This window comes from Arthrobacter sp. MA-N2, from assembly GCF_000517125.1.
GTDB classification, from domain to species: domain Bacteria; phylum Actinomycetota; class Actinomycetes; order Actinomycetales; family Micrococcaceae; genus Arthrobacter; species Arthrobacter methylotrophus.
Window position 1 is genome coordinate 2,734,202 of the sequence record NZ_KI912155.1, and the last position, 20,311, is coordinate 2,754,512.

At 63.8% G+C, this 20,311-nt stretch carries 17 protein-coding genes; 11 read left to right on the plus strand and 6 right to left on the minus strand.

Translation table 11 applies throughout. From position 1 onward, the window contains the following. The first annotated feature begins 37 nt into the window (after positions 1-37). Positions 38-280, plus strand: a complete 243-nt coding sequence (locus A3M3_RS0113410) for a hypothetical protein (protein WP_331280365.1) — start codon at positions 38-40, stop codon at positions 278-280. Beyond that, positions 277-1,068: a DUF3159 domain-containing protein gene (locus A3M3_RS0113415; RefSeq protein WP_028266782.1), complete on the plus strand. Its 792-nt coding sequence runs from the start codon at positions 277-279 to the stop codon at positions 1,066-1,068. Before A3M3_RS0113410 ends, A3M3_RS0113415 begins: the two co-directional genes overlap by 4 nt. Here A3M3_RS0113415 and A3M3_RS0113420 read toward each other — a convergent pair. Together A3M3_RS0113420 and A3M3_RS0113425 are read right to left on the minus strand one after the other, a co-directional pair. Next, positions 1,038-1,769 (minus strand): potassium channel family protein, encoded by a 732-nt coding sequence (locus tag A3M3_RS0113420; protein ID WP_028266783.1) that lies wholly within the window; start codon positions 1,767-1,769, stop codon positions 1,038-1,040. The two genes, A3M3_RS0113415 and A3M3_RS0113420, sit on opposite strands and share 31 nt — an antisense overlap. Continuing rightward, positions 1,766-2,440, minus strand: a complete 675-nt coding sequence (locus tag A3M3_RS0113425; RefSeq protein WP_028266784.1) for a potassium channel family protein — start codon at positions 2,438-2,440, stop codon at positions 1,766-1,768. The genes A3M3_RS0113420 and A3M3_RS0113425 overlap by 4 nt, the downstream gene beginning before the upstream one ends. Positions 2,441-2,550: 110 nt before the next feature. On the opposite strand from A3M3_RS0113425, the gene A3M3_RS0113430 reads away from it, so the two are divergent. The 9 genes from A3M3_RS0113430 to A3M3_RS25000 all read left to right on the plus strand — a co-directional run bounded on the left by A3M3_RS0113430 (position 2,551) and on the right by A3M3_RS25000 (position 14,505). Then, the gene (locus A3M3_RS0113430) at positions 2,551-4,524 is read left to right on the plus strand and encodes an APC family permease (RefSeq protein ID WP_035741755.1); all 1,974 of its coding nucleotides are present in this window, start codon (positions 2,551-2,553) and stop codon (positions 4,522-4,524) included. After that, positions 4,524-5,903 (plus strand): class I SAM-dependent RNA methyltransferase, encoded by a 1,380-nt coding sequence (locus A3M3_RS0113435; RefSeq protein WP_028266786.1) that lies wholly within the window; start codon positions 4,524-4,526, stop codon positions 5,901-5,903. Before A3M3_RS0113430 ends, A3M3_RS0113435 begins: the two co-directional genes overlap by 1 nt. Positions 5,904-6,045: 142 nt before the next feature. Next, a complete protein-coding gene (locus tag A3M3_RS0113440; RefSeq protein WP_028266787.1) occupies positions 6,046-8,859 on the plus strand; it encodes an aconitate hydratase in 2,814 nt (937 codons plus the stop codon). Between the two features lie 151 nt (positions 8,860-9,010). After that, positions 9,011-10,984, plus strand: a complete 1,974-nt coding sequence (dxs, locus tag A3M3_RS0113445) for a 1-deoxy-D-xylulose-5-phosphate synthase (protein WP_028266788.1) — start codon at positions 9,011-9,013, stop codon at positions 10,982-10,984. Then, a complete protein-coding gene (locus A3M3_RS0113450; protein WP_028266789.1) occupies positions 10,981-11,556 on the plus strand; it encodes a DUF402 domain-containing protein in 576 nt (191 codons plus the stop codon). The genes dxs and A3M3_RS0113450 overlap by 4 nt, the downstream gene beginning before the upstream one ends. Continuing rightward, positions 11,553-12,113 carry a hypothetical protein gene (locus tag A3M3_RS0113455; protein WP_028266790.1) on the plus strand — a complete coding sequence of 187 codons (561 nt, stop codon included), beginning with the start codon at positions 11,553-11,555 and terminating at the stop codon, positions 12,111-12,113. Before A3M3_RS0113450 ends, A3M3_RS0113455 begins: the two co-directional genes overlap by 4 nt. 30 nt (positions 12,114-12,143) lie before the next feature. Next, positions 12,144-12,359: a hypothetical protein gene (locus A3M3_RS0113460; RefSeq protein ID WP_028266791.1), complete on the plus strand. Its 216-nt coding sequence runs from the start codon at positions 12,144-12,146 to the stop codon at positions 12,357-12,359. A gap of 39 nt (positions 12,360-12,398) precedes the next feature. Then, on the plus strand, positions 12,399-13,376 hold the full coding sequence (locus A3M3_RS0113465) for an aldo/keto reductase (RefSeq protein WP_028266792.1): 978 nt from the start codon (positions 12,399-12,401) through the stop codon (positions 13,374-13,376). 10 nt (positions 13,377-13,386) lie between these two features. Further along, a complete protein-coding gene (locus A3M3_RS25000) occupies positions 13,387-14,505 on the plus strand; it encodes a nucleoside hydrolase (protein WP_051423161.1) in 1,119 nt (372 codons plus the stop codon). Here the strand turns inward: A3M3_RS25000 and A3M3_RS0113475 are convergent. From A3M3_RS0113475 to A3M3_RS0113490, 4 genes are all read right to left on the minus strand, one after another. Beyond that, positions 14,486-16,636 (minus strand): 3-hydroxyacyl-CoA dehydrogenase NAD-binding domain-containing protein, encoded by a 2,151-nt coding sequence (locus A3M3_RS0113475; RefSeq protein ID WP_028266793.1) that lies wholly within the window; start codon positions 16,634-16,636, stop codon positions 14,486-14,488. The two genes, A3M3_RS25000 and A3M3_RS0113475, sit on opposite strands and share 20 nt — an antisense overlap. Next, complete coding sequence (locus tag A3M3_RS0113480) at positions 16,633-17,931, minus strand: thiolase family protein (protein ID WP_028266794.1); 1,299 nt, start codon at positions 17,929-17,931, stop codon at positions 16,633-16,635. Before A3M3_RS0113480 ends, A3M3_RS0113475 begins: the two co-directional genes overlap by 4 nt. A gap of 261 nt (positions 17,932-18,192) precedes the next feature. Beyond that, positions 18,193-19,530 (minus strand): HRDC domain-containing protein, encoded by a 1,338-nt coding sequence (locus tag A3M3_RS0113485; protein WP_028266795.1) that lies wholly within the window; start codon positions 19,528-19,530, stop codon positions 18,193-18,195. A 69-nt stretch (positions 19,531-19,599) separates the two neighbouring features. Then, a complete protein-coding gene (locus tag A3M3_RS0113490; RefSeq protein ID WP_028266796.1) occupies positions 19,600-20,262 on the minus strand; it encodes a DUF3000 domain-containing protein in 663 nt (220 codons plus the stop codon). Positions 20,263-20,311 lie beyond the last annotated feature (49 nt).

Genomic DNA, 20,311 nt, shown 5'->3' on the forward strand with positions numbered 1-20,311 from the left:
ACGGGGCAGAGTCGATTGCACGGGTTTCATCGAATCGGTGACCTACCAGCCCGCCAACGAGCAAGCGCATTTTTCGGCAATCGTCGTCGACCGGATTGCCCGCAGGGGGGAAAACGAGCCGTTGGTCCGCCTACGGGTCATCTGGTTGGGGCGGCGAAAAGTGACTGGGATCGAACCCGGGACCCTCCTGCGGCTCGAAGGCATGGTGACCGTGCGGGACGGGATGCCCACCATGTTCAATCCGCGCTATGAAATCCTCTCCCGGCAGGAGCACCAATGACAGTCGCCAAGGGACCCGGTCCCCATGAGAAACCAGCTCAGGAAGAACCCGGCTTGGCAGGAGATTTCGCTCAGGAGACCCCTGGCCCAAGCATCGCCGACATTGCCGCCGGCTACGCGGAAAAGGCCGGACTCCAACGCAACAGTCATGGGCACGTGGATATCCTCAAGTCGGCCGGGGGTTTTCAAGGGATAGCCGAGAGCATCGTGCCGGGCTTGGTGTTCCTGATCGCGTTCATGATTACCAAGGACCTCGCCGCTTCCCTGCTTGCGTCCCTCGCGGCTGCCGCCGCCTTTACCGTCGTCCGCTTGGTCCAGCGGCGCCCGTTGACCCAGGCGCTTGCCGGGATCGCCGGCGTCGCAGTCTCCGCCTGGCTCGCGAACACCACCGGAAAGGCCGAGGATTTCTACGTCCTGGGCTTCTACACGAACAGCGCCTACATCGCCGGAATGCTCTTGTCCATCTTGCTCAAGTGGCCGATCGCCGGCCTGCTGTTCGGATTTGTCCGCAACGAAGGCTTCGAATGGCGGAAGGACCCGGAGCGCTTGCGGGCATACGCCATCGGCACGTGGGTGGTTATCGCTGTGTTGGCTCTGCGGCTCGTGGTCCAGGTTCCCCTGTACTTCATGGGCGAGCCCGGACTGGCCGCCCTCGCCACCATGAGGCTGATCATGGGCGCCCCGTTGTACATTCTCGGTCTCTGGATTGCCTGGCTCCTGACCCGGCCGGCGCCAAGCCAGAAGCCGGGAACGGATCCTCAGCCGTCGAAGCCGTCGTCGTCTGACTGATCCGAAAAATCTTCCTCAACCTCCACAGAACCGTGGTCCGCGGCGGACGGGGAGAGCAAGGTCCTGAGACCGTCTTCGGCCACGATGGTCGTGACGAAGAACAGCTCGTCTCCGCCGTCGATCACGTCGTCGCGGCTCGGAGTGATGGGCGCATGGTCCCGGAGGATCGCCACCAGGGTGGTGTCGTCGGGCCAATCGATGCCCCCCACCGTGCTGCCGATGATGTGTGAGTCGTGGGGGACGGTGAATTCGACGAGCGAGGACACGCCCGTCTGCAAGGTCAGCAGGCGGACAAGGTCACCGATTTCCACGGCTTCTTCGACAAGCGCCGTCATGAGCTGCGGGGTATTGACGGCGACGTCGACGCCCCACGAATCGTTGAACATCCAATCGTTCTTGGGGTTGTTCACGCGACCCACCGTGCGTCCAACACCGAACTCGGTCTTGGCGAGCAAGGACACCACCAAGTTGACCTTGTCGTCGCCGGTCGCGGACACGACGACGTCGGCCCCTTCCAATTTCGCTTCCTGCAGCGTGCTCAGTTCACACGCATCGCCCACCAGCCAGCGGGCCCCGCGGAGGCCGCTGCGCCCAATGACCTCCGGCTTGAGGTCGATCAACATGATCTCGTGTTTGTGGGCGAGCAATTCCCGCGCGATGGATGAACCGACGCTGCCGGCGCCGACAATAACGACTTTCACTCAGACTCCTTGGCGGGTGCGCTGGCGAGGACGCGGGCTACCTCGGCGCTGCGGTCCAGATTCAACATGGCGTGCACAGTGTCACCCTCCTGGTACGCCGTTCCGGTCTGGGGCAGGACGCCCTCCCCGAAGCGGGTCAGGAAAGCGATGCGGATTCCGGAAGCTGCTTCGATGGCAGTCAACGGACGGCCGATCCAGCCTTCGTTGAGGTCAACTTCGGACAGCACCAGCCGGCCGGAAGGCTCGCGGTAGTCGCCCGCCAAGTGTTGTTCGGGCAGGATGCGTCGCAGAACCTGGTCCGCGCTCCAACGCACGGCCGCAACCGTGGGAATGCCCAGGCGTTGATAGATTTCGGCGCGGCCGGGATCGTAGATGCGGGCAACAACGTGCGAAACATGGAAAGTTTCACGGGCTACCCGGGTTGCGAGGATATTGGAATTATCACCGCTGGAGACGGCGGCGAAGGCGTACGCCTCTTCACAGCCGGCCTGTTTGAGGGTGTCGCGGTCAAAGCCGACACCGGTGACTTTCCTGCCGGTGAATCCGCTGCGCAGGCGGCGGAAGGCACGGTCGTCCTGGTCGATGATCGCCACGGAATGGCCCGCGTCTTCCAAGGTGTGCGCCAAGGTTGCGCCCACTCGTCCGCAACCCATGATCACAAAGTGAGCCACGGTCTCTCCTTCACTCTTAAGCGTGCCGCTCGGTAAGACTCTACCGGGGCAAGTCGGCGAAGCCTGACCGCCGTCATGACATCGCGTTCGATTCAGAGTAGCTTTGCGGAGTGCTGACAATTCTCAATGCCGCGAAGCGGGTGTTGGTGGGGCGGCCCTTCCGTAACGACCGTTTGGCCCACACCCTGCTTCCCAAGCGCATTGCGCTGCCGATTTTCGCTTCGGATGCCCTGTCTTCGGTGGCGTACGCTCCCGACGAAATCCTCCTGACGCTTGCCCTTGCGGGAGTGAGCGCCGTGGCCATCTCGCCGCTGGTAGGCCTCGCAGTAATGGTGGTCCTCCTCACGGTGGTGGCCTCGTACCGGCAAAACGTCCACGCCTATCCCTCCGGTGGCGGAGACTACGAAATCGCCAACGTTAATCTGGGGAAGTACGCTGGCCTGACCGTCGCGGCCGCTTTGTTGGTGGACTACGTCCTCACGGTCGCCGTGTCCATGTCGTCCGCAGCCGCGTACATGACCACCGCGATCCCGTCGTTGCACGGACAGCAAGCGCTCATCGCCACGATCGGCGTCGTCATCCTGGCCTTGGTGAACCTTCGCGGCATCAAGGAAGCCGGGAGTGTTTTTGCCGTGCCCACGTACATTTTCATGTTCTCGATCCTCGGCATGACGGCGGTGGGCATCTTCCAGGCGGTCACCGGCCAACTGGGCCAAGCGCCGTCGGCGGCATTTACCATCGTCCCGCAAGAAGGATTCGACCAAGGTCTCGTCGGCCTCGCCGGGGCGTTCCTTCTCCTGCGGGCCTTCTCCTCCGGAGCTGCCGCGCTGACCGGCGTCGAGGCCATCAGCAATGGTGTGCCGAACTTCAAGAAGCCCAAGAGCAAGAATGCGGCAACCACGCTGCTCCTGCTTGGAGTCATCGCCTCGTCCATGCTGGCCGGCATCATCTACCTCGCCAACGCCACCAAGGTCCATATCGTGCTGGATCCAGCCAAGGAGTTCCTCCTCAACGGCCAACCGCTGGCGGGCGACTACCTGCAGAACCCGGCCATCAGCCAGATTGCGGAGACCATCTTCGGGGCGGGCTCCATCCCGTTCTATATCGTCGTCGCTGCCACGGGAGTCATCCTTGTCTTCGCTTCCAACACGGCTTTCAACGGGTTCCCTGTCCTGGGGTCCATCCTCGCCCAAGACGGATACCTGCCCCGGCAGTTGCGAACGCGCGGGGACCGCCTCGCCTTCAGCAACGGCGTACTGGCCCTTGCTGCCGGGGCCCTCGTCCTGATCATTTCCTTCAACGCCGATGTCACCAAGCTGATCCAGCTCTACATCGTGGGTGTCTTTATTTCCTTCACGATGAGCCAGTTGGGCATGGTGCGGCACTGGGGAAGGGAACTCAAACTTGCCCGCGACAAAGCCGTCCGCCGCAGGATCCTGAAGTCCCGCACCATCAACATGCTCGGCTTCGCAATGACGGCACTGGTACTGACCATCGTGCTGATCACCAAGTTCGAACAGGGCGCCTGGATCGCCCTCCTGGCCATGTTCGTGCTGTTCCTCATCATGTGGAGCATCCGCGCCCACTACGACAACGTCGCCAAGGAACTGGCCGTTGACGAGGATTCTTCGCCGCGCGCCTTGCCTACCCGGGTCCACGCAGTCCTGCTGGTGTCCCACGTCCGCAAGCCGGTGCTGCGCGCACTCGCCTATGCGAGGGCTTCGCGGCCGTCCCGCCTGGATGCCATCATTGTTGACATCAACCACGAGGAAACGGCCCACACGGTGGAGGCCTGGGACAAGCTGGACATCCCGGTCCCGTTGACCGTCTTGGCGAGCCCCTATCGGGAAACCGTCACGCCGATCCTGGACTACGTCAAGAACATGCGGCGCGATTCTCCACGCGACCTCATCGTGGTCTACATCCCCGAATATGTCGTTGGCAAGTGGTGGGAACAACTCGTCCACAATCAGACCGCGCTGCGAATCAAGGCCCGGCTTCACTTTGAACCCGGGGTCATGGTGGCCAGCGTTCCATGGCAATTGAAGTCGTCCGAAGAAGCAAAGGCATTGCAGGATACCTAATGACCCACCCCAGCGAAACCGAATCCAGCTCGCCCACGGCCCAGGACGGAGCCGCCATGGAGCTGGTGGTGGACGTCGGTCCCATCGCCCATGGGGGCCACTTTGTCGCACGGCACGAAGGCAGGGTCATATTTGTCCGGCATGGCATCCCGGGGGAGAAGGTCCGGATCCGGCTGACCGACTCGGTAGAGGCGTCCCGATTCTGGCGTGCCGACGTCGTCGACGTCCTGGAAGCGTCGGCGGACCGGACGCGCCATTTCTGGCCACTCGCCGATTCCCTGGCCGCTTGGCGGAAAGGCGGTCCGCCCGTGGGCGGCGCCGAACTCGGGCACGTCACCTTGGAACGGCAACGCTCGCTCAAATCCGAGGTTCTTGCCGAGCAATTGAAACGGCTCGCCGGTGTTGAACTCACTGTCGAGGTCGAGCCCGCAGCTGCCGGTGCCATGGGGCCCGACGGCGAGACAGGACTCGGCTGGCGCACCCGTGCCAGCTTTGCCGTCACCCCGGGCGGGCGGCTCGGAATGCATGCCCACCGCTCCGACGTCGTGATTCCCGTTCACGAGATGCCCTTGGCGATGACAGGCATCAACGAGTTGCGGCTGTGGGATATAGACCTGCGGGGCATCTCCAGGGTGGAAGTAGCTGCGCCGGCCAACGGATCGCGACCGCTCATCCTCCTTGCCCCGGGAGAAGGAACTGACGCGCGGCGCCTCCACCGGATCCTTGACCAGCTTCCGCATGAGGCGTCCGTGGCAAGCTTCGACCCCGTCCGCGGAGAAGTGCTGCAGTTGCGCGGAAGGACCTGGGTCCAGGAATCGGCCGCCGGCCACGAATACCGGGTAACGGGGGAGGGCTTCTGGCAAATCCACAAGGACGCTCCGGACACGTTGGTGGGCGCGGTGACCGGCTTCCTGCACGACGGCGGCTACCTCGTTCCGGGATCTGCCGTGGCGGATCTTTACGCGGGCGCCGGACTGTTCACGGCGCCCTTGGCCGACGCGGTGGGGATCACCGGTTCCGTGCTGTCCGTCGAAGGATCGCCAGGCACCAGCCGGGATGCCCGCAAGAACCTACATGGCGAGTCCCACGTGGAAATAGTCCAGGGCCGGGTGGAACGAGTACTACGCCAGCGGCCCCGAAACTTCGATTCCTTGGTGATCGACCCGCCGCGGGCCGGTGCCGGCAAAGCGGTCGTGAGCCAGCTCATCGAGTCCAGGCCGCGGGCAATTGCCTATGTGTCGTGTGATCCGGCCTCTTTCGCACGTGATCTGGGCTACTTCCGGAACCGCGGCTGGCGGCTCGAATCGCTCCGTGCCTTTGACCTTTACCCGCACACCCATCACCTGGAGACCGTTGCATTGCTGGTGCCCGCGGCGTAGCGGCCACTACGATGGTGGAGAGGTCCAGCGTCGCGCTTCACTTCTCCACTACCGGCCGCACGATGCTTAGATTAGGCTTGCCTAACTAGCTAGTGGTCAACCGCGCGACAAAGATGAAAGCTGTTGCGAGAGGAGTCCTGCCATGAGCACTGTGGACAGCTTCGGTTCCAAAGGCGTACTGAATGTAGCCGGCACCGATTATGAAATTTTCCGGTTGAACTCCGTTGAAGGCGCAGACAGCCTTCCGTTCAGCCTTAAGGTATTGCTTGAAAACCTCCTGCGGACGGAAGACGGCGCTAATATCACGGCCGACCACGTCCGCGCACTGGCCGGTTGGGATCCGGACGCCCAGCCGGACACCGAAATCCAGTTCACCCCTGCTCGAGTCATCATGCAGGACTTCACCGGGGTTCCCTGCGTAGTCGACCTCGCCACCATGCGCGAAGCGATCAAGGACCTCGGCGGCGACCCCAAGCGTGTCAACCCGCTGGCTCCGGCCGAGATGGTCATCGACCACTCCGTGCAGATCGACGCCTTCGGCAATTCCGGTGCCCTCGAGCGCAACATGGAGATCGAATACCAGCGCAACGGCGAGCGTTACCAGTTCCTGCGCTGGGGCCAGACTGCTTTTGACGACTTCAAGGTTGTTCCCCCGGGAACCGGCATCGTCCACCAGGTAAACATCGAATACCTGGCACGCACCGTCATGACCCGCGAAATTGACGGCGTTCTCCGCGCCTACCCCGACACTTGCGTCGGCACGGACTCCCACACCACCATGGTCAACGGCCTGGGCGTACTGGGCTGGGGCGTCGGCGGCATCGAAGCCGAGGCCGCGATGCTCGGACAGCCCGTCTCCATGCTGATCCCTCGCGTTGTCGGTTTCAAGCTCACGGGCTCGATTCCTGCGGGCGCCACCGCCACCGACGTCGTCCTGACGATCACCGAGCAGCTGCGCAACCACGGCGTGGTCGGTAAGTTCGTGGAGTTCTACGGTGAAGGCGTCGCTGCCGTGCCGCTCGCCAACCGCGCAACCATCGGCAACATGAGCCCGGAATTCGGCTCCACTGCAGCGATGTTCCCGATCGACGACGTCACGCTCGACTACTTGCGCCTCACCGGCCGCTCAGAGCAGAACGTTGCCCTGGTGGAGGCCTACGCGAAGGAACAGGGCCTCTGGCACGATCCCTCCCATGAGATCAAGTTCTCCGAGTACCTCGAGCTGGACCTGTCGACGGTTGTTCCGTCCATCTCCGGCCCGAAGCGGCCCCAGGACCGCATCATCCTCACGGAGTCCAAGGCACAGTTCCGTGAGGACCTGCGCAACTACGTGAAGGAAGACCTGGCTGACGGAAGCCTGGACGAGGCGATTGACGAGAGCTTCCCGGCCTCGGACTCGCCGTCGTTCACCGCATCTGCAACCCACCTGGCCGATGTTGCGCCGCACGCACACGGACCCAAGTCGAATGGCCGCCCGTCGAACAAGGTGGGCGTCACGACTGCTGACGGCCGCGAATTCGAACTGGACCACGGTGCCGTTTCGATTGCTTCGATCACGTCCTGCACCAACACGTCCAACCCGTCCGTGATGCTGGCTGCCGCGCTTCTTGCCCGCAACGCCGTGGACAAGGGCCTCGCATCCAAGCCGTGGGTGAAGACCTCGGTCGCCCCCGGTTCAAAGGTTGTCACCGACTACTACGAGAAGTCCGGCCTGACCCCCTACCTGGAGAAGCTCGGCTTCTACATCGTCGGCTATGGCTGCGCCACGTGCATCGGCAACTCCGGCCCGCTCGACGCCGAAATCTCCGAGGCCATCCAGGCCAACGACCTTTCCGTCACGGCTGTCCTCTCCGGCAACCGTAACTTCGAAGGCCGCATCAACCCGGACGTCAAGATGAACTACCTGGCTTCCCCGCCATTGGTCATCGCCTACGCCTTGGCCGGAACCATGGACTTCGACTTCGACGCCGACCCGTTGGGCCAGGACCAGGACGGCAACGATGTCTTTTTGAAGGACATCTGGCCGAACCCGGTCGAGGTCCAGAAGGTCATCGACTCCTCGATCGACAAGGAAATGTTCGCCCGCGGCTACGAGGGCGTCTTCGACGGCGACGACCGCTGGAAGGCCCTCGACACCCCGGCAGGCGACACATTCGCCTGGGACGCCAAGTCCACGTACGTGCGGAAGCCCCCGTACTTCGAAGGCATGAAGGCACAACCTGATCCGGTAACGGACATCGCCGGTGCCCGCGTCCTGCTTAAGTTGGGCGACTCCGTCACCACCGACCACATCTCCCCGGCCGGTTCCTTCAAGTCGGACACCCCGGCGGGCCAGTACCTTCTGGCCAACGGCGTTGAGCGCAAGGACTTCAACTCCTACGGCTCACGCCGCGGCAACCACGAGGTCATGATCCGCGGTACCTTCGCGAACATCCGCATCAAGAACCAGCTGCTTGACGGCGTCGAGGGCGGCTTCACCCGCGACTTCACTCAGGCGGACGGCCCGCAGGCCTACGTCTACGATGCAGCCCAGAACTACCAGGCTGCCGGCACCCCGCTGGTGGTCCTGGCTGGCAAGGAGTACGGCTCGGGCTCTTCCCGCGACTGGGCTGCCAAGGGCACCGCGCTCCTGGGCGTGAAGGCTGTCATCGCCGAAAGCTACGAGCGTATCCACCGCTCCAACCTCATTGGCATGGGCGTCCTTCCGCTGCAGTACGCGGCCGGCGAATCCGCCGCGTCCCTTGGTTTGGTGGGCACGGAAACGTTCGCTGTCGAGGGCGTCACCGAGCTGAACAACGGCACCACGCCGCGGACGCTCAAGGTCACGGCAACGGCCGAGGACGGCACCACCAAGTCCTTCGACGCCGTGCTGCGCATCGATACCCCGGGCGAAGCAGACTACTACCGCAACGGCGGAATCCTGCAGTACGTGCTGCGCCAGATCTCCGCACACTAGCGGAAGACAGCACAGGCTCGGCCTGAGCTGAAGGCAATTGCTGCAGCCCCGGATGGTCATCGACCATCCGGGGCTGCAGCATTTCTGACGGCTTCGTTGGGCCCAAGGCGGTAGAGTTGTATGGCACGTCAATCACCCTAAGGAGGGGCCGTTGGGACTTTTGGAGACAATCCGGAACCCGCAGGACCTGAGTAAGCTCACCGGCCAGCAGTTGGAGCAGCTTGCCGGCGAGATCAGGACTTTCCTCATCACCAACGTCGCTCAAACCGGTGGACATCTCGGGCCGAACCTTGGCGTCGTGGAACTCACCATGGCCATCCACAAGATCTTCGATTCGCCGCGCGACAGCATCGTCTTCGATACCGGCCACCAGTCCTATGTTCATAAATTGCTGACGGGACGCCAGGACTTCAGTACGCTGCGACAGCAAGGGGGCATGTCCGGTTACCCCGATCGTGCCGAGTCGGAGCACGACATCGTGGAAAGTTCACACGCCTCCTCATCGCTGTCGTGGGCCGACGGTATCTCCCGGGCCAGGCAGCTGACGGGCCAGGGAGATCGCTGCGTCGTTGCCGTCGTCGGGGATGGTGCCTTGACCGGTGGCATGGCGTGGGAAGCGATCAACAACATTGCCGCAGACAAGCGGCGCCGCGTAGTGATTGTTGTCAACGACAACGGCCGATCCTACGCCCCCACGGTCGGCGGCGTGGCAGACTACCTCGCTTCCTTGCGCCCCACGATCGATTCGCTCCGCGCTGCGCCCGCCTACGAGGTCGTGTTGGATTGGTGGAAGAAGAAGCTGCAGAACGGCGGACCGATCGGCCAGTTCACCTATAAGAGCCTGCATGCCATGAAGAAGGGCATCAAGGACTGGTGGGCTCCGCAGGGCATGTTCGAAGATCTCGGCATGAAGTACATCGGTCCCGTCGACGGCCACAACATGCGTGCCCTCGAGCACGCGCTCACCGCAGCCCGCAACTATGGCGGTCCCGTGATCGTCCATGCCATAACCGAAAAGGGCCATGGTTATGCGCCGGCCCTTGCCAATGAGGCAGACCAGTTCCACGCCGTCGGAATCATCGACCCCGAGACCGGGGAACCCACGGAGGCCGGCGGAGCCCGCTCCTGGACGTCCGTGTTCGCCGAGGAAATCGCGGATATTGCCGACGAACGCGAAGATATCGTGGGAATTACCGGCGCGATGCTGATCCCCGTCGGGCTGCATAAGTTCGCGGAACGACACCCGAAGAGAGTGATCGATGTCGGCATCGCGGAGCAACACGCGCTCACCTCCGCGGCGGGCATGGCTTTCGGTGGCCTGCATCCGGTAGTGGCCGTCTACGCTACGTTCCTGAACCGCGCCTTCGACCAGCTCCTCATGGACGTTGCCCTCCACAAGGCCGGTGTAACGATTGTCTTGGACCGCGCCGGCGTGACGGGCCCGGATGGTGCCAGCCACCACGGCATGTGGGACATGGCCATGGTCCAGATCGTTCCGGGACTTCATCTCGCTGCTCCACGCGATGCCAGCCGTTTGCGTGAAGAACTCCGCGAGGCCGTCGCCATCAACGACGCGCCCAGCGTGGTGCGCTTCTCCAAAGGCAGCGTAGGAAGCGAAATCGAGGCGATCGAACGGCTTTCCGACGGCGTCGATGTGCTGGCGCGTCGCCCCGAAGGCTCCACGGAGAACGACGTCCTGATTGTGAGCGTCGGTGCCATGTCCGAGCTCGCCCTCGACGTCGCAGGCCGCCTCGGTTCCCAAGGCATCAGTTCCACCGTGGTGGATCCGCGGTGGGTCCTGCCGGTGCGCAAGTCCATCATTGCCCTCGCTGCCAGGCACCGCTTGGTGATCTGCATCGAGGACGGCGTCCGCGCGGGTGGCGTTGGATCCCGGATCCGCCAGGAGATGCGCGCGGCCGGTGTGGACACTGCCCTCAACGAAGTGGGACTTCCGGTCGAGTTCCTCGATCACGGAACAAGAAGCCAAGTGCTTGAGCGTGTAGGGCTTACCGCCCAACAGATAACGCACGACGTCGTGGCGCAGGTTCTGGGGACAAAGGTGCCTTTCGCGCGGCCCCTGCCGGGACAGGAACACCCCACCACCGGCAGTCTTCCCAAGCTGTGAGCGAGGACGCATCGCGGTTGCCGGGGAGTCTGCAGCCAGGGGATTTGGTGGTGGCCCGGAACCGGAAATGGGACGGTACCGCACATTGGGTTGTCCCGGGACGCTACCTCGGCGAAGACATCCACGGCTGGTGGATTTTCCAAGGCCGGAACGAGTTCTGCTCGCGGCCAGGGGCGGCTTTCTACACCGCGTCGGATGCTGTGCTCTTGATACCACGCGCCGGCGAGTACGTAGCGACGTTCTACAATGACAGCTACCCCGGGGATTTTCGGATCTACGTCGATCTCGCCACGGCCCATGAGTGGAAGGCCATCAAGCCCGGTGTGTCCGAGTTCCATGTGATCGATATGGATCTCGACGTCATCCGCTCCGTCCGGAGGGATGTTTTCATTGACGACGAGGACGAATTCGACGAGCGCCGTGTGAGCATGGGCTATCCCGATGACGTGGTCGAGTCCATGCGGCGCGAGTGCGGGGAGCTTTTCCACGCGGTATCCAAGCAAGAAGCACCCTTCGACGGCACAGGCCCCAGCAGTACCTGCGCCGAATGGTTCAGAAAAGGACAAGCATGAGCGGCATTATCCGCACCTACAAGCGCGATGAAGAGGCAGTCCTGCATTTTCGCGAGGCTTGGTACGACGAGGAATTCAAGCAGTTCGTCATCAACCATGGAGTCGTAGGACACCAGAGCAGCACTGATGAAACCGACGTCGAGGATGAGGCCGCCGTCGACGGACTCATGACGGCCTTCGCCGCGCAATGCGAAGAGGATGGCTACGCGGAGATCCCCGAGGCGGAGCAGTTCTGGGTAGTCGCACAGATTGCGCTTAAGACTAAAGACGGGACGGACCGCGACCGGTACCTCGAACGCAAGGCCAAGGCGGCGCTGACGAGCGAACTGGCTTGGCGCGGCCTCGGTACCGTGGAGCGTTCCGAAATCGGCGATTCAAAACTCAACATCTTCTGCCTGTGCCCGGACGTCAACAAGGCCGTCAACGCCATCAAGGTGTGCATCCGGGGAGAAGACCTGGACTTCACCAAGTTGAGCATTGCCGCTGCGCCCCACTCCGAACCTGCGGCATTCAAGGTAAAACACTCGCCGAAAACCGGTGCGGGCTTTACCCTCTAAGGACCACACCCCAGCTTCGAAGGGACAACCATGGCTCCCAAGAGCAACTGGCCCGGCCATACGCCGCTGCCGAAGGGCTTGTCCGCCCCGGCACGCAGGGCCCTCGCCCACGAAGGGCTGGAAACCTTGGAACAGCTCGCCGAGTTCGGGGAAGGGCGCGTGGCGGCCCTGCACGGTATGGGGCCGAAGGTCATGGCCCAGCTGCATGACGCGATGGAAGAAGCAGGAATCGCCTTCGGTTCCTGAGTGACCCCAGGGGTCCGGCAGGCATTGTAGGGTGAAATCATGACTGAATATCGCCGTCTTGGACATTCCGGATTGACCGTCTCAGTAGTCGGCTTGGGGTGCAACAATCTCGGCCGGCCCAATACTGCGACCGAATCGCAAGAGGGCACCAACGCGGTGGTGCACGCCGCGTTGGATGCCGGCGTCACCCTTTTCGATGTGGCAGACGTCTACGGCAGGGAACCCGGGCTCAGCGAAACAATGTTGGGCCTTGCACTCAAGGGCCGCCGGGACGACGCGATCGTGGCAACGAAATTCGGCATGGACATGCGCGGCGCCAACGGCAACGATTTTGGTGCCCGGGGTTCGCGCCGCTACATCATCCAGGCTGTCGAGGCATCGCTGCGTCGCCTTGGCACCGAATGGATCGACTTGTATCAGTACCACACCCCGGATCCCCTCACCCCTGTTGACGAGACACTCGCCGCCCTCGAGGACCTCGTCACAAGCGGCAAGGTCCGGTACCTCGGCCACTCCAACCGTGCCGGCTGGCAGATTGCCGAGGCCGAATACGTCGCCCGAATGCACGGAGGCCCCCGCTTCATTTCGACGCAAAACCACTACAACCTACTGGACCGCCGGGCGGAACTCGAAGTGCTGCCGGCCGCCGAAGCTTTCGGGCTCGGCGTCTTGCCGTATTTCCCGCTGGCGAACGGCCTCCTGACCGGCAAGTATGCGCCTGGGAGCGCCCCGGAAGGATCGCGGCTCAGCCACACACGGACCAACATGGTCAACGACGCCGACTGGGTCCAGTTGGGCCGGTTCAGCCAATTCGCCAAGGCCCGGGACCTGAGCGAACTTCAGCTGGCTTTTTCCTGGCTGGCCGCACAGCCCGCAGTCAGCAGTGTCATTGCCGGAGCCACCCGTCCCGAGCAAATTGAAGAAAACGCCCAGGCCGTGCGGTGGGTACCGAGCACAGAGGAGCGCGCGGAATTGGACGACATCTTCCCGCGCACGCCGAAGGTAGCTCTTTTCTAAGGAGTACGCCATGAGCGGGGAACACGCGCCGGTAGCCGGTCTTCGGGAGCCCGTGAGCTTGCTGGTGGATTGCGACACGGGAATCGACGACGCCATCGCCCTGGCCTACTTGTGTAGCCTGGCACAGGTAGAGCTTGTGGCCGTCAGCTGTACTCCGGGCAACGTCGCCGCGGAACAGGTGGCACGCAACAACCTATCCTTGCTCGAGTTGTGTGGCCGTCCCGGGGTGCCCGTTGCCATCGGTGCCCGGGCGCCGCTGCGGATCCCGCTGGTCACCACGCCGGAAACCCACGGGCCGCGAGGCGTCGGTTACGCCGAGTTGCCGGAACCGCAGGGGAGCGTGAGCGGGATCGACGCCGTCGAGCTCTGGGTCGAAGCGGCCCGATCTCGGCCGGGAGAACTGGTTGCCCTGCTGACCGCTCCACTCACCAACTTCGCCCTCGCGCTGCGCGACGAACCCCGGCTACCTGAGCTGCTGCGCGGCGTCGTGATCATGGGCGGCAGTTACTATTACCAAGGCAACACGACGCCCACCGCCGAGTGGAACACGCACGTTGATCCGCACGCAGCCGTCGAGGTGTTCGCGGCATTCTCCGGCCTTCCCGAAGAGCGCCTTCCGGTGGTGTGCGCCCTGGAGACCACGGAGCGGATCGAACTCAAACCCGAACATGTGACCGCCCTGGCTGCTGAAGCAGGCTGTACGGAGCCGGAACTCGTCCTGCCGGATCAGCCGGAGGGGAGCCGCAGCACCGCCTCAAATGTGCTCGTGAGGCACGTCAGCGATATGCTGCGCTTCTATTTCGAGTTCCATCGCCGCTACGACCAGGGCTACGTGGCGCACATCCACGACTACTTCGCCGCGTCCGTCGCCGCCGGAACCGCAAGGTACCGGGCGCGGGCCGCAACCGTGCACGTCGAAACAGCAGCTCCCAGGCTCATCGGTACGACGGTGGCGGACTTCCGTGGCCTATGGGGTGAACCGCCCAACGCGCGCATCGTTTCTGAAAACTACCCCAGCGAGACCTTTAGCGAATTGGTGCGGTCACTGGGTGGCCTTGGCCGGCGGCTGGGAGACCCCGACGGCCAAGGCAATCCCTGGAAAGGGGCAGCTAGCCCGCGGTCGGCTTAGAAGCGATCCCCGGTGCCAGGAAGCGTTTGCCGTTGACCCGCGCTGAGGCGCCCACACGGTCCAGATACGGGGTGATGCCGCCCAGGAACATCGGCCAGCCGGCTCCGAGGATGACACAGAGATCGATGTCTTCCGGCCCTGCCACCACGCCTTCGGACAGCATGAGCCCGATCTCCTCGGCCAATGCGTCCTGGGTACGGCGCAGGACTTCCTCGGCCGTGGACGGGGTGGTGCCGAAGGACATGAGCGCCAAGGTGTCCGCGGGGATCACCGGCGTTCCGTCAGGACCAGGCGCCCAGAGCGACGTCACGCCGTTGTCAACCAGCTTCTGCAGGTTCTGGGATAACGGAAAACGCTCGCCGAAAGCTGCGTGGAGCGATTCCTGGACGTGCTGGGCTACTGGAAGGCCCACCATCGCACTGAGGGTGAACGGACTCACCGGCAGGCCCATGGGTCGCAGCGCCGTGTCGGCTACTTCCGCCGGTGTCCCTTCGTCGAACGCGGCAATGACTTCGCCCATGAGGCGCAGCAGGATCCTATTGACGACGAACGCGGCGGCGTCCTTGACCAGCACTGCCGTCTTCTTCAAGCCCTTGGCGAGCTCGAACGCGGTAGCCAGCACGGCGTCGTCAGTCTTCGGGGCACGCACGATCTCCAGGAGCGGCATCACCGCCACCGGGTTGAAGAAGTGGAAGCCGACCAGGCGCTCCGGGTGCTCCAGGTCTTCGGCCATCGCGGTCACGGACAGTGAGGAAGTGTTGGTTGCGAGGATGCATTCGGGGGAGACGATGGCCTCCACTTCGGCGAAGACCTGCTTCTTGACATTGAGTTCTTCGAAGACGGCTTCAATGACAAAGTCTGCGTCGGCGAATGCCTCCTTCGAGACCGAGCCGCTGACGAGGGCCTTGGTCCGGTTGGCGGCGTCGGAGCTGATCCGGTTTTTGCCGAGGAGCTTGTCCACCTCCGCATGGACGTAGGAGACGCCTTTGTCCACCCTCTCCTGGTCGATGTCCGTCAGGACGACGGGCACCTTGAGCTGGCGTGCGAACAGCAGGGCGAGCTGGCTCGCCATGAGTCCGGCGCCTACGACGCCGATCTTCGTCACCGGACGTGCGAGCTTGCGGTCGGGCGCACCCGCCGGCCGTTTGGACCTTTTCTGCACGAGGTCCAGGAAGGCATACACCGTGGAACGGAACTCGTCCGTCTGCATCAACTCGGCGAGCGTCTCGCACTCCAAGGCCGCCGATGCCGCTTTGCCCATGGTCCGGTTGGCCTCGAGAAGATCCAGCACCTTTGCCGGAGCCGGCGAAGCGTTGGAAGTCTTGGCTTCCACGAACGCGCGGCCCGCTGCCACGGCGCCGGCCCAGCGTTCGGCAACGGCAGGATCTTCCGGGTCCACGGCGTTCTCCCGGTTCGGGATGATCTCGCCGGCAATTATTTTCGCTGCCCAGTCAATGGACTGTTCCACGAAGTCCGCAGGCTCGAAGATGGCGTCGGCAATGCCGAGCTGGAAGGCCTGGGGGCCGGTGAGCGTGCGGTTGTTGCTCAGCGGGTTCTCGATCATGACCTTGACGGCGTTTTCCGGACCGATGAGGCGCGGCAGGATGTAGACGCCGCCCCAGCCCGGGACGAGTCCGATGAATGCTTCAGGCAAAGCGAGGGCGCCGGCGCCAGTCGAGACGGTGCGGTACGTGGACTGTAGTGCGATTTCGAGGCCGCCACCAAGGGCAAGGCCGTTGATGAAGGCGAAGCTGGGAACACCCAGGTTTGCGAGCGTTCCGTAGACGTCATGGCCCAGCTGCGCCATCCACAAGCCATGCTCCCGTTCCTCGAGCCGCTTGACCGCCGAGAGGTCCGCTCCGGCCACCAGGAAGTACGGCTTGCCCGTGACACCGACGCCAACGATCTCGCCGCGCGCCGCGCGATCCTTGAGGCCCTCAAGTACCGTACCGAGCTCGACGAGGGTATTGGGACCGAGGGTGGTGGGCTTGGTGTGGTCCAGGCCGTTGTCCAGGGTAATCAGGGCGAATGTTCCGGCATTGCCGGGGAGTTCGATGTCCTGCACATAGGAATGGGTCACTGTCTCGTCCGGGAACAGTTCGGCCAGTTGCTGGAATTGGGCGGCGCTCATGCTGTGGCTCCCTGGGTAGCGTTGTCTGCGGAGTTCTCTGTCGCGCTGTCAAAGCTGTTGTAGTAGCTGTTGTTATAGTCGGGGTGACGCGGGTTCTCCCATATAACAGTGGCACCCATGCCCAAGCCTATGCACATGGTGGTCATGCCGTAACGGACTGACGGGTCTTCCTCGAACTGGCGGGCGAGTTGGTTCATGAGCCGTACGCCTGAGGATGCCAACGGATGCCCGACGGCGATCGCCCCGCCGTAGCGGTTGACGCGCGGGTCGTCGTCGGCGATTCCGAAGTGGTCCAGGAAGCTCAGGACTTGCACGGCGAAGGCTTCGTTGATCTCGAACAGGCCGATGTCTTCGATGCCAAGTCCGGCGTTCTTGAGCGCCTTCTCGGTGGCCGGGACCGGTCCGATTCCCATGACTTCCGGCTCGACACCGGCGAAGGCATAGGAGACCAGACGCATTTTCACGGACAGGCCGAGCTCCTCGGCAGCTTCGGCGGAGGCGAGGACTGCCGCCGTCGCGCCGTCGTTCAATCCGGCGGCATTGCCCGCCGTGACGCGGCCGTGTGCGCGGAACGGCGTGCGCAGTTCCGCGAGGTCGTCCACCGTGGTTCCGGGGCGCGGCGGCTCGTCCGTGGTGTTGACCGTCCAGCCTTCCCCGGGCTTCATTGTGGCGACCGGGACCAAGTCCGGCTGGATCTGGCCCTTGCCGTAGGCCGCAGCTAGTTTTGCCTGGGATGCCGCTGCGTAGGTGTCCGTGCGCTCTTTGGTGATTGCCGGGAAGCGGTCGTGCAGGTTTTCGGCAGTATTGCCCATGTTCAGCGCAGCTGGATCCACGATCCGTTCGGACATGAACCGCGGGTTCGGATCCGCGCCGGCGCCCATGGGGTGGTTGCCCATGTGCTCAACACCGCCGGCAATCACGACGTCGTATGCGCCGAAACCAATGCCGCTTGCCGTCGTCGTGACCGCCGTCATCGCGCCGGCACACATGCGGTCGATGGCAAAGCCCGGCACGCTGCGGGGGAGACCGGCCAGGAGAGCGGCGGTACGCCCGATCGTCAGGCCTTGGTCGCCGGTTTGCGTCGTGGCAGCGATGGCGACTTCGTCGACGCGCTCGGCGGGCAAAGCAGGGTTGCGGCGCATGAGTTCTCGGATGCACTTGACGATCAGGTCGTCGGCGCGGGTTCCCGCATAGATGCCTTTTTCGCCTGCTTTGCCGAAAGGCGTCCGGACACCGTCCACGAAGACGACGTCGCGGACAATCCGGGGCTTGGCGCTGTTCCCGCTGTGGCTCATGGGTGGCTCCTCGTTGAGACAGGGATGCCGGACAGACCTGAGAGGGAGTCGGCATCATTTACCGCCATGTTACTCACCGGTAACTTAGCGCGCAAGGAGGACAAATTCCGATCCTCGCTCACATATGACGTCCCCTCGCCGGTTCCTCGCTCACATCCCGCAGGAACCGCGGTCGGATGTGAGCGAGCGTTGGGCTTGGGGGCGTTAGATGTGAGCGAGCGTTGGGCTTGGGGCACTCCGGCCCAACCGGCCGTGCATGATTCAGTTGCCGGGAGCCGCGCTCCTCGGCTCTTTAGGCTCCTTGGGCGCCAGCGGTTGCGGATTCAGTGACGCCTCGGTGAGGATCGGTGCCGTGATGGCGATTTGCCACTCCCGCGCGCCGAGGGCGCGCAGCTCTTCCGCTACTGACTCGACGGTGAGGTCCGACGGCGGCCGCCACAGCACGCGCCTCATGTAGTCCGGAGTGAGGAGGTTTTCCACGGGAAGTTTGAGCTCGTCGGCAGCCGCTTGAAGCTTGGGCCGGGCAGTTCCCAAGCGCGCTGCGGCTTCCGGATCGCGGTCTGTCCAGACACGCGGGGGCGGCGGAGCATTGGTCGGCAAATGCAATGGAGGAAGGTCCTCGGTGCTCCTTGCGGCGGTAACGCAGCGCAACCAGCGCGGCGCTTCCCGCTGCGCGGCCCGCCCGTGGAAACCCTTGGTGGCGAGGAGCTGCGGAACGGTAGTCGGCATGGCCTTGGCGGCGGCTACCAAAGCGGAATCCGGAATGAGGCGGCTGGGAGCAACATCGCGTTTGCGCGCCAGCTGGTCCCGTTCGTACCACAGCTCGCGCACGGCGGCTAATTGACGGCGGTCACGGATTTGGTGCAGGCCCGAGGTCTTGCGCCACGGGTCAATCCTCGGTGCCGGGAGTCCGGCTCCAAGGATGCCGGCGAATTCCTGTTCGGCGAATTCAAGCTTTCCGTCCGCTTCCAGGAGTTCCATGAGTTCTTCGCGCAGTTCGGCGAGGACTTCGACGTCGAGGGCTGCGTAACGCAGCCATGGTTCGGGAAGGGGGCGGGTGGACCAGTCGGCGGCGGAGTGCTCCTTGGCGAGGCCGAAACCAAGGAGCTGCTCAATGACGGCGGCGAGGCCAACGCGCGGCAGCCCGGCAAGCCGAGCAGCGAGCTCGGTGTCGAAAAGCTTGTCGGGCCACATGCCCAGCTCGGCCAGGCACGGAAGATCCTGAGTCGCGGCGTGCAGGATCCATTCGACACCGCGCAACGCTTCGTTAATGATCTTCAGGTCATCGAAGGGCTCAGGGTCGATCAGCCAGGTGCCTGCGCCGTCGCGTCTGATCTGCACCAGGAAGGCGCGTTGACCGTAGCGGAAACCCGAGGCGCGTTCGGCGTCGACCCCGGCGGGGCCGGTTCCCGCGGCGATCGCAGCGGCGCACCGCTCCAGGCCGGACAAGGTGTCGATGACGAGGGGTACGCCCTCACGCGGGGCATCCAGGTCGATGATTTCGGGTATCCGGCCCTCAAAGCCGTCTACCGTGATGTGTGGTGTGGGATCAGCAGCCGGAGCGCCGGCTGTGGTGGGTTCCAGATTTTCAGGGGTCATGGTGCCTTCAGTTTACCGACTCTGTGCGTGGCCGGTCCGGCCACGCATTCCAGAGCACCCCGACGGCGTTCACGTGAGCCGCCGACGTGGCAGGGGTGTGACGCCGGGAGGCAGGGGAGGAAGCCCGGCGAAGGTGCAGACCATGTCGCACCAGGCCTCCAGATGTGCCTGGGCATCGGAAGACGCCGGCGTCCACGAGGCGCGAAGTTCGATGTCGATGGTTTCCGGTCTTTCAGCCAAGGTACCGAAGCTCTCCGACAGGATGCGTGTGGCTGTACCTCCTGCCGCCCGGTACTGCGCGGAATGGCTTTCGAGGGCGTCCACGAGCCACGTCCAGGCCACGGAACCGAGCATCGCGTCGTTGCCCATCTCGGCGTCGAGCTGTGCCCGGATGTAGGTCACGATCCGGAATTCCCCATCCCACACGGCGGAGCCGTCCGGGTCATGGAGGAGGATGAACCTGCCCGTGGCAAGCTCGTCATCATCATCGGCCGTACTGGCGGGTCCGGAGGGGTTCTCGTGGGTAAACGCCATGGCTGCAGGGCCATGGACAGGAGTCCGGACCGGACGCGTCGAACGGCTGAAGACCTCGGCCCCCAGGGCTACAGCGTAGGGGGCCAGGCGGGAGGGTGCCGGAATCTCCGCGAGCCGCAGCTCGCTCCGGCACTGTGCTTTTCGTAGCGTTCCCAACGCATGCAAAAAATCCGCGGGAACCTGTGCGAGTGCGTTCACCTTCGCAGATTATGTGCCCGGGGCGGCGAAACCCTGAAGCCACGCCGCC

Excerpts from the sequence above, each read along its gene's own strand:
- A3M3_RS0113415 (WP_028266782.1), top strand. The coding sequence starts at position 277 with ATGACAGTCGCCAAGGGACCCGGTCCCCATGAGAAACCAGCTCAGGAA.
- A3M3_RS0113435 (WP_028266786.1), top strand. The coding sequence starts at position 4,524 with ATGACCCACCCCAGCGAAACCGAATCCAGCTCGCCCACGGCCCAGGAC.
- A3M3_RS0113440 (WP_028266787.1), top strand. The coding sequence starts at position 6,046 with ATGAGCACTGTGGACAGCTTCGGTTCCAAAGGCGTACTGAATGTAGCC.
- A3M3_RS0113455 (WP_028266790.1), top strand. The coding sequence starts at position 11,553 with ATGAGCGGCATTATCCGCACCTACAAGCGCGATGAAGAGGCAGTCCTG.
- A3M3_RS0113460 (WP_028266791.1), top strand. The coding sequence starts at position 12,144 with ATGGCTCCCAAGAGCAACTGGCCCGGCCATACGCCGCTGCCGAAGGGC.
- A3M3_RS0113465 (WP_028266792.1), top strand. The coding sequence starts at position 12,399 with ATGACTGAATATCGCCGTCTTGGACATTCCGGATTGACCGTCTCAGTA.
- A3M3_RS25000 (WP_051423161.1), top strand. The coding sequence starts at position 13,387 with ATGAGCGGGGAACACGCGCCGGTAGCCGGTCTTCGGGAGCCCGTGAGC.
- A3M3_RS0113475 (WP_028266793.1), bottom strand. The coding sequence starts at position 16,636 with ATGAGCGCCGCCCAATTCCAGCAACTGGCCGAACTGTTCCCGGACGAG.
- A3M3_RS0113480 (WP_028266794.1), bottom strand. The coding sequence starts at position 17,931 with ATGAGCCACAGCGGGAACAGCGCCAAGCCCCGGATTGTCCGCGACGTC.
- A3M3_RS0113485 (WP_028266795.1), bottom strand. The coding sequence starts at position 19,530 with ATGACCCCTGAAAATCTGGAACCCACCACAGCCGGCGCTCCGGCTGCT.